Genomic DNA, 14,613 nt, shown 5'->3' on the forward strand with positions numbered 1-14,613 from the left:
TTCTTTCTGTTGCTTTTTTCCTGTAAGAGACGTCTCATCTTTATATAGAGAAATAAAAATCTAACCTTAACCGTTTTCAGCTTTTATTTTTGATATCAGACAACCGTCAGACCATATCCCGTATTCTTCAGGAAATCTGCTGTATGAATGAAATAAATATTGTTGTTCGCCGTTGTTTTTACAGCAAGATAATCTGACTGCCTTCCAAAAATCCCCGGACGTGCAGAAAGATCCTCGCTTCTCACTCTGAGCCTTTCCTCACTTTGAATCTGCCAGTTCACAGCCCTTTGAAAAGTAAAAAGCAATGCAGGCGGTTTTACCGCGTTCGGCATCGGTTTATGATATTGATATGTTCCAAACAGAGCCTTCGAAATCTCTTCCGTTGCAGCCGGTGTTCCATGCTGAAACAGAACAACATTGGCAAAATCCAGATCTGCATTTCCTTTCATGGATTCTTTTACATTCTGTGATATTACGATCAGTTCAATTCTGCCTTGTCTTTTTAACTGCATGATGTATCTCATCAGCTCATCATTTTCATCTGCAAACTCCATCTCATCGAGAAGAATCCTGATTTTCGGTACATCCTTCAATGTCTGAAAAATCTCCTCCTTCAGATAAGCGTTAAAAATCCGCTGACTGCCGGAGCTGGCATATATCACCATTCCATCAAGTTTCTCTTTACAGCCGCTTTGAAGATTATATTTTGTATCGCTTCCCGTCACATAAATATTTTCAAATATTTCTTCCAGTCGCTCCAATAACCGCCGAAACACAATGCCCGCTTCATGGTTTGCCCGAATATTATCTGCAATAACATTGGAAAGCCCCTGCTGTAAAGCCAGTTCTGATATAAAATCATCATCCTCCTCAAGAAGCTTTACGACTGCAGGCAGTGAGACTGGATATTCTGTCGAAACAATGTTAAGTACCGCTGCCGCATAAATCATTACCTGCCCGGCCATACTGCTGTATCCCATTTCTTCTGCTGTCATGCAGACAAACCGAAGCATCTGCTGGGCAGACATTCCGTAGAAAGGATGATAATTTTTTTCTGCAGGCCAGGACACCCTGACGGCACCGCTTTTCCGCCTATTTTGATCCTGCTGTATCAACGCTGCCAGTTCCTGATGACTCGTGAGGACAATGGTTGAAATATCCCTTTTTTCCATGCACGCCCTGACCAATGACAGCACCATTTCCTTATTTCCCGCTTCCATTCCTGTTATCAGAAGATCACCGCAGATGGAACGAAAAAACATGTCACAGTCAATGCGGCCCTCCAATACCCGTCTTGCAGAATTTAAATGTTCACACTCTCTGATGATCATTCCCTTATTACTCATCGTTTTCCCCCTTACGCACTCACTGTTTTATCTCTCTGTAAAGCGGCATTCGGAATATAAACGGTTTTTCACCTGCCAGCGCCACTACAGCATCACCATTCCTTAGTCTCAATAAATTCCAGTCCTCTACGGTATGCCCTGCTCTCTGAATATTCAGATTTTCCTGCTGTGCAGAAAAACTGAAATTCTGGTAATTTTCTCCCAATCGATGAATCACAAACTGCCTGGTATCAAAATCATTTGTTCGAAACGCTGCCATATTCTGAAAAGAAGAAAGAATATTTTTTGCTCCGGCCTCCCCATACCGTTCCTCAAGACCGGCTGTATTCTGCAGACCGCACAGCATTTTGACATTCTCCGAACGTCCAAAATTCAAAGCATCCGAGAAATGCTGCAGTTTAGGAAGCTGCAGTGCTTCGTCTAACAGAAAATATGTATTTCCTTTTACCGCCTGTCTGCCTCCTAATGCATGGGCAAGCGCACGGTCAAGAAGAATCCCATAGATCGGCGCCAGAAGCTGACCTTTTCTCAAATCATATTCAATGAATACTACTTTCTTCTTTCCTCCTGTAATTATTTCCCGCATGGAAAATTCCTTCGATGGATCTGATTTTGCAAATGGACCTACAAACATTTTTCTCAGCAGCGCTCCAAAATAGGAGTTCACTCCCTGTGTCTGGTTGCTCTTGCCTGAAATATAATCCTGACAGCTGCGCCAGTCTGACATATAATCTAATTCCAGAATTTTCTTCAGGTCTTCGTTCGTGCTGCCTGCCAGAAAACGGATAAATTCCTGGTTGTTCAGTTTTGACTGATCTGACCGCCAGTATGTTCTCATATAATAAATCATAAGTGCTGCTACTACCTGCTCTGCCATTGCCGGAAAGATCGGCTGTGTTTCGCTGTTCATCGTCTGAAACAGCTGCTCACATAACTCCAGGGCATCCTCATCCGATTCTGTCGTATAAACCAGTTTTCCGTCTATTCCGCGGGGCATTACCTCTGCAAAAATGTTATGATACGATGTAATTTTCCGATACTTCTCTCCATTTCCAATGACAATCTTCTGACTGTCGGGAATCTGGCTTCCAAAAGTCTCCAGGTAATCTCCTTTCGTATCAAAAATAACGATCACATCTCTTTCTCCCTGTGCATTCAGCAGATACTTCAGACAGATATTAAAAATGTTGGTTTTTCCTGTTCCCGGCGCACCGATCGCCAGAAAACCATATGCCAGCATGTCCTTACTCAGTCCGAAAACATTTCCGGTATCCGGATCCCGAAAAACCACAAATGGTCTGTTTTCTCCATCTGCCGTCCAGGATGGAACGACGTTTTCAACTATGCTCTGTCCCAGCAGCGTCTTACTATACATTCCCCCGTTTCTTTCCTGTTTTTCTCTGGCTCCAATTTTCTTTTTTCCAAAATCATATGACATCGCTTTCTCCTCCTTCATATCTCCATATCACTGTCCATTCCATCGGCAATATCCTCATCCGATACACTTACCTCTCCACTCTCCTGCTGGCTCTGTGTATCTGCTTCCGGACCTTTTTCTGCCGTTTCTTCTGCTTCTTCATACACCTCCTCATCCGCCGCTGCCGGATTTTGTACTGCCTGATTATATTCCTCCAATGACACTGGCCTTGGATCAAATGACATTTTCGCATCTTCGTTTGCTGCTGTACTTTCTCCAAGTTGTTCATAAAGATTCTGATACGTTGCAATCATTTCCGCTTTAACAGTCTCTTCTGTGTTTTTATCTACTTCTACATTTGTTCCAAAATACTGGTTCTGCAAAACCTGATTCAGATCTTTCTCAAAATTGGGGTTCTGAAATTCCAAAATTGCCTTTTGTTCCATCGCCTGATATCCCGTTGCGGCCATCGACTTTGTATATGCCTCGAAAGACGCCTCTGTTCCATATTTGCCGGACAGCTCCTGCAGAATAGATGCTGTCTTTTCTTCCGCTGTACGGTACGCATCCCTCTCTGTGGCCTGAAAATAATACATGTAATATCCATTTGCTGTTTCCCCCGTCATATACTGGCTTCCCCACTGACCCTTCCCATTCTGGAAAACGATACTGTTGGTATAACTGTTCGCCTGATATTCACTGGTCAGCTGCAAATCGTCAATCTGGATTGTTCCATCAATAATCTGATCCTGAAAGCAATGCATATTTTCATGCAGTATCGTGTTCAATGTCTGGCAGTTATAATCATCCATCCTGTGCTGAACAGTCTGCCCTTTGTATTCAAACGTCTGAACTCCACTGACCGCCATATCACGATTCACCTGAATCACACCATCTGCTGCATTTCCGCTTTCATTTACCGGAAGCTCTGCAAACCGTACCTCCGGGGCGCCTATCTCCCCCTTCTCCATTGCATCTCTGTTTACTACTTCCTGCAGAAGATCCAGCTTTTCACTTTCCGAAAGCCGGGCATAAGCAGATTCGCGGAACATGGAATACAGATGCCCGTCACTTACTTCCCCATATCTGGTTGGATGTACTCCGTATTCTCCCATAACAGACTACCTCCTCATATTCCAGATCCTCATTTCTGCAGTCTCAATCTCTCCCTCCGCTAATTCTGTCATCACCTCCCACGCACTTAAAAAATCTTTGCTGTCCCAGATCGCCAGAATCATCGGCAGAGAATATTTCCCAATATAAATATCGGTCAGTGTGCGATTTTCCGACCATTCCTGTACATTCTGCCGCAGCTTCTCGGGACATCTTTCCAGTATTTTTACCGCCTTGTTATGCGCGTCCTCTTCTGTAAGGTTATATTCCTTTACAATTTTATCCACCAGTTTTTCTCTGCTGCATTTTTCCATATGCGTTTCTCCTTCCCTGTTCTACTTTTATATAGTGAAACATTGGTTTTCCCTTAACCTTTTTTATAAAAAAAACGAGGATCCAATATACATATCAGATCCTCTGCTGTCACACTACCTCTCTTGTTCGATTTCTCTCTTAAGTTTTTCCAGAAAAGTTCTCACCGTCCTGCTGATGCTTGCCTCATCGCGTCCATATTTCCTGGCCAGTTCTCTCTGGGTTGGCAATGTACCCTTTTTGTTCCATTCTTCTGCCACTTCTTTGCTGATAAAAGAATATTGCTGCTCCGAGTCTTCCAGACACAGCCATATTTTTGTTGTGATAACATCTGAAACAATCGGCTGCTGCTTTGCTCTCAGTTCCTGGAACACTTTATCTACTTTATTCAGGATATTTTCTGCTTCTTCCTTCTCTTCAAATTCCCGTTCAATATTTACATTACCTGCAATATAACTCCACAGTTCTTCTTCCTCTTCGTCACTCATTGAATTACTCGTCGTAACTTTAACATCTGCCAGCTTTGCCAGCTCTCGAATGGTTTCCACCGGAAGCTGCATTACTTCTGCCAATTTTGAATACAGTTCTTCTGGTTTATCCTTCTTTTCTATTTTTTCTGCACACTTGATATACTTACGAACTGCTCTTATTTTATTTTCAGGAACGTGAACTCCTTTGTATGTATCCTCTAGCCCTTCTTCATATTTTGTATATGTAAATTTCTTCTTCCATTCATAATTAAAAAAATGAAGAAATTCACTCCTTGTACTATCATACTTATCAATACAGTAATTTGCAATTTCTGTAATCTCACATCCGTATGGCTCGTACTTTTCTTTGTTTATGGAAAGTAAATACAGATAAATATTCTCTATCATTTTTAAACGTGCATTTCGAAAAGCTACCGGTTCCGCCTTTTTATCCAAAGAGAACAACGGCGATTCCTGAATCAGTTTCTCATATTTTTCTTTATCAGCTCTCTTGTACATACCCTCACTCACCCCTGTAAAATTAAAACGTTAAAAGTGTATTGAACATTCTTCTCGCCTTATCCGGGTCTGTGCACTGAATTGTATTTGTGACAGAGCTCAGACAGTACAACGGCATCATATCACAGATCTTTGTATCAACCGCCCGGCCATTTTCAAAGCTTGCCTGACCATAGACAATATTATCTACCGTACAGTTTAAAAATTTCTCTACAAAACTAAGCGTTGTAAACAACACAATCGGCAAGTCCTTCGGACCATATGTGATGTCTGCCAGAATATGGGAATTGTCCGAAATATGCGCCACAATTTCTTTCATCAGCTGCTCATGTACCGTCTGGTGCTCTTCAAATTCAGAATCGATTATCGTATATGAAATGTCGGCGTCAATTTTCTCATTTACTGCTTCCAGTTCTTCCCTGAAACGCTCTATATTTTTTTTGTAATGATCATTCTTGTCTTTTTTTACCAGCAGAATAGCATCCAGCTCATCCTCCGATGTCATAGTTTTTTCAAGAAACGCACAAATCGGATAACTCACCTTTCTGTCGGATACAGGAAGAGATCTGTCTGTACTGGAATATATCACCTGATCAAGATTCTCCTTCATTGAAATGTTGCAAATAACCGTTTTTTTCATCTTGTGCACCTCTCTTTATAATTCATTATAATATCGCAGACATCCCGAATCCCTGTACAATTTTTCTTCCTGTAGATTCTGTTGAATGTCTGCAATGCAATTGGTTCTTTCAAATTATTATAGACAGTTCGCTGCACAAATACAATCGTTTCACATCTTTTTTCTTTATATGTTTGATTTTCAGTTTTTATCTCACACCATCTGACTTAATTCCATAGCATATTTCAGGCGAACATTTCTCAGCACCTCACTTCCATACTCAAACCCAGTATAATCACTCAAAAACGAAATATCACAAATCCGAAAAATACGCTGCATTATGGTCTGGTTGATTCTAATCTGTATATTCTTCGTCTTGATTTTCATATATGTTCTTTTTATCACCCCTTTTTGAATACAAATTCCCTGATCAGGCGAAAAGGAATATTTTTCGAATGGCCAGAATACATTTCGTGTATTCCATGGTAATTCATCATCTGTCTCATACGAACTGGCTAAATAATCATTTTGTGCTTCTGAAGTTTCTTCCATATCAGGAATATTTTTCAGAACCATAACACCCAGAACAGCTATCCCTATCAGAAGAAGCATCTCCACGTCACCTGGCAGTTTCAGACACGTTACCACTACCGTTAATGCAGAAATCCCCAGGGCAGCTTCTCTCGCTTTTTTATTATTTCCGATTAATATAATGGAAAGAAGCGTATCCATGATAATTTTAATTCCATTCACGCTGCTCTCTCCGGCTCGCGTATTAAGCAACAAAAGAATAAGCCAGATTCCAAAACCTTTGCCAAAGTTTTTCACACTTTTCTTTACAGATTCCATCTTTTTTCTCCTCTCTTAAACATCCATACCATCGTCATCAATACCGCTGTTATCAATGCCTTCCGAGTCTTCGATACCGGAATCTACTTCTGTCTCGTTCTGCATGTCCTGTTCCTGCTGAAATTCCTCTACCGCATCAAGGTATTTCTTACTCATTTCAGCCGTTGACTGAATTGCATCTTCTTCTGTCATGGAAGGATCCTGCATTGCCTGTTCATAATATGCATTCACAGTATCTCTGAGACTCTGGTTATACTCTTCCAATGTTACCGGTTTTGGATCAAAACTCATCTTGTTTCCTCCTTTGCTTTCGATGATATGTTCCATTTCTGAAGTACAAGTTTAGTGTACAGGATTTTCAAAACATCCTCTGCCGCATATCAGAAAAAAAAGATACAAAAAAGAAGCTCTGCGGCATTTCAGCTAATACCGCAAAACTTCTTTTCTTCTAATTGCATCCAGAATGTATGTCTTCTGTTATTATACAGGCTCATTGGTATATACGTTTGAAGATTTACAATATTTTCTATCAATTGTTTAAAGCTGATTGTTATCGTTTTACTTTCATCTTTTGCTATTTTTTTCTGGTATGAGATCTGTGTTTGTTTTCTCTCCAGCTTACTGAGTGTATAACCAAATTTTCTGGATTCTTCTTCGTTCAGATTAAACGTTATGATTTATATATGGATAAAGCCTATCTTATTCCGTGTAAACAGCAGGCGAATTTTCGGCATTTTAAAGTTAATCCTGATCTTATCCATGGTATATGTAGTCTGCTCTTTATTCGAAATACCAAGGATACTTCTTACCGGAGAATCCAGTTCCATTCTTATTATTTTGTAACGATCATCCTCTAATAAAGGCGACCCTTTCTTCTGTTCGTTGTTTTCAAGCGGCTTCATTCTAAAACACTTCTGAAACCAGATCTTTGAATCCATGCCTTTTTCTCTGCAGACTTCCACCTTTTCTTTACACATATCGCATCTGTCTTCAGGCAATTTATCATTTTGTTCCGAATCGTACTGGAAAGGAATCAGCAAATTATACTTCACACTCTGAAACATCTTATTCCTCCTTCGTTTACACAAATTCTTAAATTTATCTTATTAGTAAATTTCACACACTTATTAGTATAGTATTACATCTTTTTCTTAAATTCAACCTGTTTCCTTTGAAAATTCTGTTGCTATCTGTGCACGACTTTTAAAAAAGTAAAAGAGTCTGAAAAAGTTAATTTTATAACAAAGAGGTTCTGCGGCATTTTTATTAATGTCGCAGAACCTCTCAAAAAAATTGTCAATCCTCATCTTCTATCGTTCCAAAAAGCTCATCAAACTTGGCCTCCAGCATTTCCTGTAAAGAACGCGTTTTTTCATCAAGATCATCATCCGCACTCTTTGGATTGCTTTTCTTCTCCTCCTCTTCCTTATTGCGCATAATATTTCTCATTGCTTCGGCAAATTCCATATGTTTATTCATTAATTCATCTCCCCTCTTTTCAGGCAGTCTCTCGAAAGAATTCTTTGTTTTCCGGAAGTGTATACCAGCTCTGCGTATTATCTTCTCCCAATGCATAAATGGATACCCGGGAGCGTTTCATATTAAGCAGATCCTCCGTAAAAAGAATCGGATCTTCTTCTCTCCACAAGCCGTTTTCTCTCAAATATTCGGCAATTTTAATGTTGTGTTCGAGGGATTGTCCGCAAATAATCATCTGAGGATATGCGGTATCACCATGAAAATTTGAAGCAAGATACTCTTCATTATTAACCAGGTTATAATAACGCTCGATTTTGTTCAGCAGCTTCTCATAGGAGTCTGGTGTATCCCGCACGACCTCATAAGCCAATACAGATTCCTCATCAATTCGAACATTGGCAGCTGTACGAATCATACAGTCTTCTCCTGCCTGTTCAAGATTGTTTGCCCGCATGGTTTCCATGATGCCGAATCGCTGCATCTGGGTGTTGCTCATCAGAAGGTTAAGAACAATCTGATTGCCGACCAGAATACGCTTTACATCGCAGGGAGTATTATTAGACATTCCTTTTTCTTTTCGTCTGGAATACGATACATAGCGGTTTCCCATATGAAAGACCACTCCGCTTTCCATCGCGAATGTATGACCAAAGTAGTCCAGTTCGTAATATTTCAGTCCATGTTCGAACCCGAAAGATACCATCTCATTTTCCTGGATCACGTGATATTTCATCAGTTTAAGAATACGCCTTCTTAATCTTTGGCGTGTCACATCATATCCTCTGAGTGTAATGTATTCATAGATCTGCAACGAATTAAGGTATTTTGCTACCGCAATTTCCTCAATGATGGCAATGTCTGTGTCATCCAGAAGATCATAAATTTCATCCACACTGGTCATACAGTGCTGCACAAAAGAATGTTCAATGTGTTCATCCTCTCCGGCTGCAAAGATCGGGGTTTCAGAAATTGCAGACTCTGCCAGCTCAGCTGTCATTCTTGCATAGTTTTTAGGATCGTTCCATTTGCTATAGTTCATCATCTTATTCTCCCTTCCATTACAGATCATTTTCAATCATCGTGATCAGCTTCTGTCTCAGGTTATCCTGCTCCAGATTGGCACAGTAGTATTCGCAGAAATACTCGATGGTCTCCATCTGAGATGTTGTCAGATAGTTATCAATCAGGAGCAATCTGTTTGGAATAATACCGTATTCCTGGCCAATGCGGGCCAGTTTATCGAAGTCATGGAAATTCTTCCCTGATTTGATTTCGATTACATAAACGATGGAATCTGTCACATTTTCAATGATCAGATCAAACTCGTTCTTCAGCCTGCCGTCAACAGTCGCCACCTTTGTGTTTGCATAAAGCTTAAACTGCTTCTGATGCTTCTTTTCCAGTTCCGTGAGGACATCCTGAACAACCTTGCGGATGGCGATTTCCATGTACTGGCCGGTAATAAACATCTGCGCTCTCGGGCTGAAGATCAGTTTACCGTTGATGACATCACAGTCTGCACAGTAACGAATCTCAGACATAACGCCATACAGACTCTCAAAGAGATCAATAATACTGCTCTTTGCCTCTTTCGAAAGGCCGCGCAGGCTGAGATGGAAGTCTTCCTGTTTTGTTACATAGAACCCTCTCAGGTTATTGAGAAGACCTCTGATTTCTGCATCCAGATACAGCATCTTACATGCCAGATCTTCCACTGCATGAGGAACCAGATCAGCATTCTGAGAATACTCGATTTTGATATTCTGGCTTCTCTTGGTCAGTACATCAGCTACAAGATCTCTGTTTTCGGCAGTTACCAGTTTTAATGCAGTTGCTTTGATCATACTTAAACCTCCTCGTATTTCAGAACCATTCGTCTGGTTTCCTTTTTCTGTCGATTACGTTCGTACCTGGTTTTCAGTTCCATGCAGGTCGTAGGGCGTGTCCAGATATCACCTTTTTTCAAGGCAATTTCACGTTCTGCTCCACGGCTGGCATTGAACTGTGTTATTTTACGTTTCTGAACTGAGTTCTTCATCTCGAATACCTCCTTCACTTTTAAATAGATTTCAAAACATCCATTTCTGAAGTACACGTTCAGTATACGAAACATTTTAAACATCGTCCGTGTCATATCGGACAAAAAAGGTATAAAAAAAGAAGCTCTGCGACATTTCTGTTAATGTCGCAGAACCTCTTGGGATTTTCAGACGGATTATGTACTTGCAGATCTACATATGGACAGAACACATCTTTTATCTGTCAGTCTCCCCATCTCTAATCCCCTAATTTAATCTCAATTTTTTCTAAAATCTTGTCCATCTTTTCGCTGGCTGTGGCATCCTCATCCTCAAAAATCCATAAACACCAACCCAGAATATAGTTTGGATCATCATACGAACTTATCAGCTCTGTTTTCGAAACTTCTGTTTCAGAATTATCGCCTATGCCAAACATAAACAAGAATAATGCTTTGCATCTTTTAATTTTATCTTTCAGAACACCAACACTTTGAATAACCATATCAGAATTCTTTCGCTCTTCTATTTTTAAAATACTATCTAAAATCCTATCACACTCTTCAATGCCTAAGTCCCACTGCTTCATCTGCCACGCATGATCAAGTAATAATTCTGTCTCATAGTGAATCTGTCCAAACGCACTATTATCGGAAATATTCTCTAATTCACTAAGTATATATACTCTATGGTTCGATACGAGTTCTTCAACCTGATCATCAAAAGCGGAGTAATAATCTAACAATTTTCTCACCTGCAGAAATCTATACTTCTGAAGTTCATGAGCTATCGTCAATCTCTCATCCTTATAGATTACTTCATCAACGAAAGAACACGATCTTTCCATCGCATCCATCCATATTTTTACATTTTCACATAGACCAAGTCTGTTTAACAGTTTGAGTAAATATAATGCATTATCGGTTGGATACCAGCGCTCAGCTATCCCCCATCCACTAGAATCCATAAGTTTATCATAATTAACAAGATCTGTATGCCCTATTAAAAAGTGCCGGCCATCGATTCCATCCATCAATTTTCCAAGTATATCTATCTCCTCTGAGAAACGATTTTTCTTTTCTAACCAGTCTGCAAGCTTTGTCATCAAATCTACCAGTACATTTGTAGCAAAGTTATACATTCCTCCTTCTATACTAATCAAATCAGGGATTATAACAGCAGCTTTTTCCGGCCAGTCTTCTCCATAATACTGCTCATAAATTTTTCCCAACAGATGATCATTAAAATGATATAATTCACAAATAAAATCTTCAAAATTCCCCCGCTCTCGTTCATAGTTTAATCTATTGATAAAAGCAACATATAATCTATGTATATTTTCTTCCCCCAACAGCTCAGCCATCTTATATCCTCTGCCAATTTTATTAAAAATTGTGTATATAGGACCATCATTATCTTCGTCAACATTCCCCATATCATCTTTAATGGGTATTGTATAATCTTCTAATAACGCAATAGTATCCTTCAGTGCCTCTAAATAATAGCTGTATTCTAATTTCTCACCGTATGAAAGGTTCTCAAGTTCGCTGATCATTCGTGATTTTATTTTGTCTGAAATATCATACGTAAGAAGTAATTCAAACCACTCTTCATAGCATATTGGCGGAGCTGATATCAACAAATATTCAACAAATTCATCCGTACAAGAACTGCCAACTATTGCATCGGCGGCTCTTTTAGAACATGCCCGCACAAATACCCAGTACCATTGTTTTATGTCTTTCATATCTTTGATATGAGTAATCACGTAATCCAACAGATACTTATCAAACTTTTCAAAATCTTCCAAATACTCCTCAATCAACATATATGAAGAGAAATCACTCTCCCCTGAATAGTCATCCTCGTGTTCAATATGATCAATTATGTGCTCTGCCCATTCTGTACTCACGTTATCCTTTGTTTTCGTACTCATTAGCAATGCCATGTAAAGACTCATACAAATAGAATCTCTGAGAGAATTTCGTAAATATGCACCTATGCCAAACCTTGCCCACTCGTCCCATGCCAAATTGCCATAAAATTTTAAAATATTTTTCTCTGGAATTTGCATATCTGCGATCATACACTGTCGTGGTGCTTTCCCCCATATCTCTACAAGGCTCCTGGCAAAGAATACTATGTCCTTATTTAACTCAGCGCTATTAAAATTTGGATCCTTTTCAAAATCACGACATCCGTTATCCCTCAAATATACATCCAGGCATTCTGCAAACGAAACATAAAAACGTTCAATCACACTCTGTACTACTTCAGGATACCTGCCAATAATGTATTCGCTATATGCCTGATCCGCAAATGCATAACACGTAACGCCATCCCGGTGGGTAATTGTCATAAGCGGCAACAGATTATTAAGCAGGCCTACAAATTCATATGTTATTTCCTGACATGCTATATATCTCTTGTATTCATTCAATGATATGTCCGGAAACAAAGCAATTGCTACAGCAATCTCCTCCATTTTTGTTCTTTGATTTATTCCATAGAAAGAACTGACATAATCCAGGAAACTGCTAATGAATTTTGTTTCATTTGTATTGTCAAAATCATAGTTTTCTGCAACAGCTAAAATAGCCTTCAAATATAACATTCGATAATCAGCTCTGGCAATCAGATCATCCACCTGATTCGCTGTGGCATCTGGCTTATTTCGCATTATAAATTTTTTCAATACTTCCACATTGAACTTACTGGTTCTTCGAAGTTCAATAATACTATCGGCACTATTCGCTGCCCGCCTGATATGTTCTTTACTCTGTCCCAGTACAGTTTGTTCATCTTCAAATCGAGATAACAAAACAATAAATATTCCTTCATCCAGCATTTCCCTTGAAGGAAGAAACTTCATAATATCACTGGTGTCTGATGTCAGCTCATCAATCCCATCAAGAAATAGAATTGTATAATCCTTTTGATAAAGCTGATGATACGTATTGAGAAAACTTGCCAGTGACTGCTGTAGATTTTCATCATGCAAGGATATTACTGGAAGCTCCTCCTCGCTGCCATACAAATCATCATCTGAATTGCAGCTGTGTCGATATCCAAAATTAATTGCATTTACAAAATCAGAAATTCCCCTGAGTACAGCATTCTGAATATGGTAACTCCTTGAAAATGCTGCCTGTATCAATGTGTTACTATGATATAAACCATTCATTTGATTTGCAAAAGCAGACTTTCCCGTTCCACGCTCCATAAATATGGTAATTACGCCCTGTCCTAACTCTTCCATTCTTTCTTCAAGTTCTTTCACCAACCATTTCGGTTCTACATATTCAACAGGTGCATTTAAGTATTCAAAAATTCTCTCCTCTTCTCGCTTGATATACACTGACTTAAGATCTTTCCGTGTTGCCTTTGCAATTTTCTTCGTTTTGTATGCAACTGGGCACTTGTCCGAAATCAGCTGGATATGGATGAAAAAATCCAGGAACGGATTCGCAAATACGAGAATGGAGGATTCTGAGAATGTCCCTTCATGAAAAATGGGAAAATATAGACCATCGTTTCAGGATGCTGGACGCAGCTGATCAGGATGGAGAGGCTGGCCTGCTCAGCGAAGCATATGAGCGCCTGATTGCTGCTTATCAAGAAGCACGAGAATTGAACGATGAGATGGAAGAACTTTTAAAGAACGCTTTAATGAATTAACTCCAGAAAGTATCTCAGCATAAGAATGGGGAGGTTTCCCTCCCCAAAATATTTTTTCAAAACTTACACAAAAAACTTGACAAACCCGCAGGATATGCCATTGTTGCAGACAGTTCTGGGTCATTGGGGTCAGACCCCCTTACGATTTTCCAGTCTCTTGGGTGCCAATCCGCTATTCCAGTTAAAATAATGGAACACAATTCCTACGACATTGGAGATAGCAGCAATTGTCATCATCCGCATAATGCATTCCATATCCCTGTCATGGCTCATGCGTTGTTTATTGCTGAAATATAATGTTCCTAACAGCATTAAGCTGATAATGTCCGCTGTCACCATTAAAAGTGATATATTTATATCCATACTATCCCTCCTCACTCTCATCAGCCGTCGTTTCCTGCGGCACATCCATCTTTAGTTCAAAAGGAATGCCGTGTGTACGAATAGATACCTTCAGGAACATATTTACAGCAGTTGTCATATTCAGACCAAGCTCATTGAAAATTTTCTCCGCCCGATCCTTGATTGCCTTGTCTGTACGAATATTCAAATTAGTTGTTGCCACATAAACAACTCCATTCAAGTATAGTATACTCGACAATGTGCCTTATGCCAGCACACTGTCATTATAAAAGACGCATAAATACCGATTTTTCTAACCCAAAGTTGCATTCTAAAATCACCAGCTGTTAATAGGGCTTTTTCTGTGAAACTCTAGTTAGCAACCACCAGTTCAACTGGTGGTTTATTATTAGCCCTCCAAAGGGCTATTGTTACTGCTCGCCCCAAAGGG

17 protein-coding genes are annotated in these 14,613 nt (G+C 39.7%); 1 reads left to right on the top strand and 16 read right to left on the bottom strand.

All coding sequences use genetic code 11. The features are described 5' to 3' along the window. Positions 1 to 95: 95 nt before the first annotated feature. From I2G42_RS07965 to I2G42_RS08030, 14 genes are all read right to left on the bottom strand, one after another. Complete coding sequence (locus tag I2G42_RS07965; RefSeq protein ID WP_195530936.1) at positions 96 to 1,346, bottom strand: hypothetical protein; 1,251 nt, start codon at positions 1,344 to 1,346, stop codon at positions 96 to 98. Positions 1,347 to 1,365: 19 nt separating this feature from the next. Continuing rightward, positions 1,366 to 2,784, bottom strand: a complete 1,419-nt coding sequence (locus I2G42_RS07970; protein WP_055226105.1) for a type IV secretory system conjugative DNA transfer family protein — start codon at positions 2,782 to 2,784, stop codon at positions 1,366 to 1,368. 14 nt (positions 2,785 to 2,798) lie between these two features. After that, positions 2,799 to 3,878 (bottom strand): hypothetical protein, encoded by a 1,080-nt coding sequence (locus tag I2G42_RS07975; protein WP_055226103.1) that lies wholly within the window; start codon positions 3,876 to 3,878, stop codon positions 2,799 to 2,801. 6 nt (positions 3,879 to 3,884) lie between these two features. Then, positions 3,885 to 4,190: a hypothetical protein gene (locus I2G42_RS07980; RefSeq protein ID WP_055226101.1), complete on the bottom strand. Its 306-nt coding sequence runs from the start codon at positions 4,188 to 4,190 to the stop codon at positions 3,885 to 3,887. A gap of 114 nt (positions 4,191 to 4,304) precedes the next feature. Continuing rightward, positions 4,305 to 5,114, bottom strand: a complete 810-nt coding sequence (locus I2G42_RS07985; RefSeq protein WP_167622753.1) for a sigma-70 family RNA polymerase sigma factor — start codon at positions 5,112 to 5,114, stop codon at positions 4,305 to 4,307. An 85-nt stretch (positions 5,115 to 5,199) separates the two neighbouring features. Continuing rightward, positions 5,200 to 5,817, bottom strand: coding sequence for a TM1812 family CRISPR-associated protein (locus I2G42_RS07990; RefSeq protein WP_055226097.1), 618 nt, complete (start codon positions 5,815 to 5,817; stop codon positions 5,200 to 5,202). 192 nt (positions 5,818 to 6,009) lie between these two features. Continuing rightward, a complete protein-coding gene (locus I2G42_RS07995) occupies positions 6,010 to 6,645 on the bottom strand; it encodes a PH domain-containing protein (protein ID WP_055226095.1) in 636 nt (211 codons plus the stop codon). 15 nt (positions 6,646 to 6,660) lie between these two features. After that, positions 6,661 to 6,936, bottom strand: a complete 276-nt coding sequence (locus I2G42_RS08000; protein WP_055226093.1) for a hypothetical protein — start codon at positions 6,934 to 6,936, stop codon at positions 6,661 to 6,663. 386 nt (positions 6,937 to 7,322) lie between these two features. Further along, entirely contained in the window at positions 7,323 to 7,709 is a 387-nt protein-coding gene (locus I2G42_RS08005) for a hypothetical protein (RefSeq protein WP_055226091.1), read from the bottom strand. Positions 7,710 to 7,941: 232 nt separating this feature from the next. Continuing rightward, positions 7,942 to 8,124, bottom strand: a complete 183-nt coding sequence (locus tag I2G42_RS08010) for a hypothetical protein (protein WP_055226089.1) — start codon at positions 8,122 to 8,124, stop codon at positions 7,942 to 7,944. A gap of 19 nt (positions 8,125 to 8,143) precedes the next feature. Then, entirely contained in the window at positions 8,144 to 9,166 is a 1,023-nt protein-coding gene (locus tag I2G42_RS08015; protein ID WP_156327524.1) for a hypothetical protein, read from the bottom strand. Positions 9,167 to 9,182: 16 nt separating this feature from the next. After that, positions 9,183 to 9,968 carry a hypothetical protein gene (locus I2G42_RS08020; protein ID WP_055226083.1) on the bottom strand — a complete coding sequence of 262 codons (786 nt, stop codon included), beginning with the start codon at positions 9,966 to 9,968 and terminating at the stop codon, positions 9,183 to 9,185. Positions 9,969 to 9,970: 2 nt separating this feature from the next. Beyond that, on the bottom strand, positions 9,971 to 10,162 hold the full coding sequence (locus I2G42_RS08025) for a hypothetical protein (RefSeq protein WP_055226081.1): 192 nt from the start codon (positions 10,160 to 10,162) through the stop codon (positions 9,971 to 9,973). A 239-nt stretch (positions 10,163 to 10,401) separates the two neighbouring features. Further along, on the bottom strand, positions 10,402 to 13,500 hold the full coding sequence (locus I2G42_RS08030; RefSeq protein WP_055226080.1) for a hypothetical protein: 3,099 nt from the start codon (positions 13,498 to 13,500) through the stop codon (positions 10,402 to 10,404). Positions 13,501 to 13,637: 137 nt separating this feature from the next. On the opposite strand from I2G42_RS08030, the gene I2G42_RS08035 reads away from it, so the two are divergent. Beyond that, positions 13,638 to 13,820 (top strand): hypothetical protein, encoded by a 183-nt coding sequence (locus tag I2G42_RS08035; protein WP_055226078.1) that lies wholly within the window; start codon positions 13,638 to 13,640, stop codon positions 13,818 to 13,820. Between the two features lie 129 nt (positions 13,821 to 13,949). Here the strand turns inward: I2G42_RS08035 and I2G42_RS08040 are convergent, their stop codons facing one another. Beyond that, the gene (locus I2G42_RS08040; protein ID WP_082424847.1) at positions 13,950 to 14,183 is read right to left on the bottom strand and encodes a hypothetical protein; all 234 of its coding nucleotides are present in this window, start codon (positions 14,181 to 14,183) and stop codon (positions 13,950 to 13,952) included. Between the two features lies 1 nt (position 14,184). Beyond that, positions 14,185 to 14,385: a type II toxin-antitoxin system RelB/DinJ family antitoxin gene (locus I2G42_RS08045; RefSeq protein WP_082424846.1), complete on the bottom strand. Its 201-nt coding sequence runs from the start codon at positions 14,383 to 14,385 to the stop codon at positions 14,185 to 14,187. Between the last annotated feature and the right edge of the window lie 228 nt (positions 14,386 to 14,613).

The organism is Fusicatenibacter saccharivorans (assembly GCF_015557635.1).
GTDB lineage: Bacteria > Bacillota > Clostridia > Lachnospirales > Lachnospiraceae > Fusicatenibacter > Fusicatenibacter saccharivorans.

What these genes read in the sequence shown, in the direction of transcription:
- I2G42_RS07965 (WP_195530936.1), bottom strand. Translation starts at nt 1,346, where the DNA reads ATGAGTAATAAGGGAATGATCATCAGAGAGTGTGAACATTTAAATTCT.
- I2G42_RS07970 (WP_055226105.1), bottom strand. Translation starts at nt 2,784, where the DNA reads ATGTCATATGATTTTGGAAAAAAGAAAATTGGAGCCAGAGAAAAACAG.
- I2G42_RS07975 (WP_055226103.1), bottom strand. Translation starts at nt 3,878, where the DNA reads ATGGGAGAATACGGAGTACATCCAACCAGATATGGGGAAGTAAGTGAC.
- I2G42_RS07980 (WP_055226101.1), bottom strand. Translation starts at nt 4,190, where the DNA reads ATGGAAAAATGCAGCAGAGAAAAACTGGTGGATAAAATTGTAAAGGAA.
- I2G42_RS07990 (WP_055226097.1), bottom strand. Translation starts at nt 5,817, where the DNA reads ATGAAAAAAACGGTTATTTGCAACATTTCAATGAAGGAGAATCTTGAT.
- I2G42_RS07995 (WP_055226095.1), bottom strand. Translation starts at nt 6,645, where the DNA reads ATGGAATCTGTAAAGAAAAGTGTGAAAAACTTTGGCAAAGGTTTTGGA.
- I2G42_RS08000 (WP_055226093.1), bottom strand. Translation starts at nt 6,936, where the DNA reads ATGAGTTTTGATCCAAAACCGGTAACATTGGAAGAGTATAACCAGAGT.
- I2G42_RS08005 (WP_055226091.1), bottom strand. Translation starts at nt 7,709, where the DNA reads ATGTTTCAGAGTGTGAAGTATAATTTGCTGATTCCTTTCCAGTACGAT.
- I2G42_RS08010 (WP_055226089.1), bottom strand. Translation starts at nt 8,124, where the DNA reads ATGAATAAACATATGGAATTTGCCGAAGCAATGAGAAATATTATGCGC.
- I2G42_RS08015 (WP_156327524.1), bottom strand. Translation starts at nt 9,166, where the DNA reads ATGATGAACTATAGCAAATGGAACGATCCTAAAAACTATGCAAGAATG.
- I2G42_RS08020 (WP_055226083.1), bottom strand. Translation starts at nt 9,968, where the DNA reads ATGATCAAAGCAACTGCATTAAAACTGGTAACTGCCGAAAACAGAGAT.
- I2G42_RS08025 (WP_055226081.1), bottom strand. Translation starts at nt 10,162, where the DNA reads ATGAAGAACTCAGTTCAGAAACGTAAAATAACACAGTTCAATGCCAGC.
- I2G42_RS08035 (WP_055226078.1), top strand. Translation starts at nt 13,638, where the DNA reads ATGTCCCTTCATGAAAAATGGGAAAATATAGACCATCGTTTCAGGATG.
- I2G42_RS08040 (WP_082424847.1), bottom strand. Translation starts at nt 14,183, where the DNA reads ATGGATATAAATATATCACTTTTAATGGTGACAGCGGACATTATCAGC.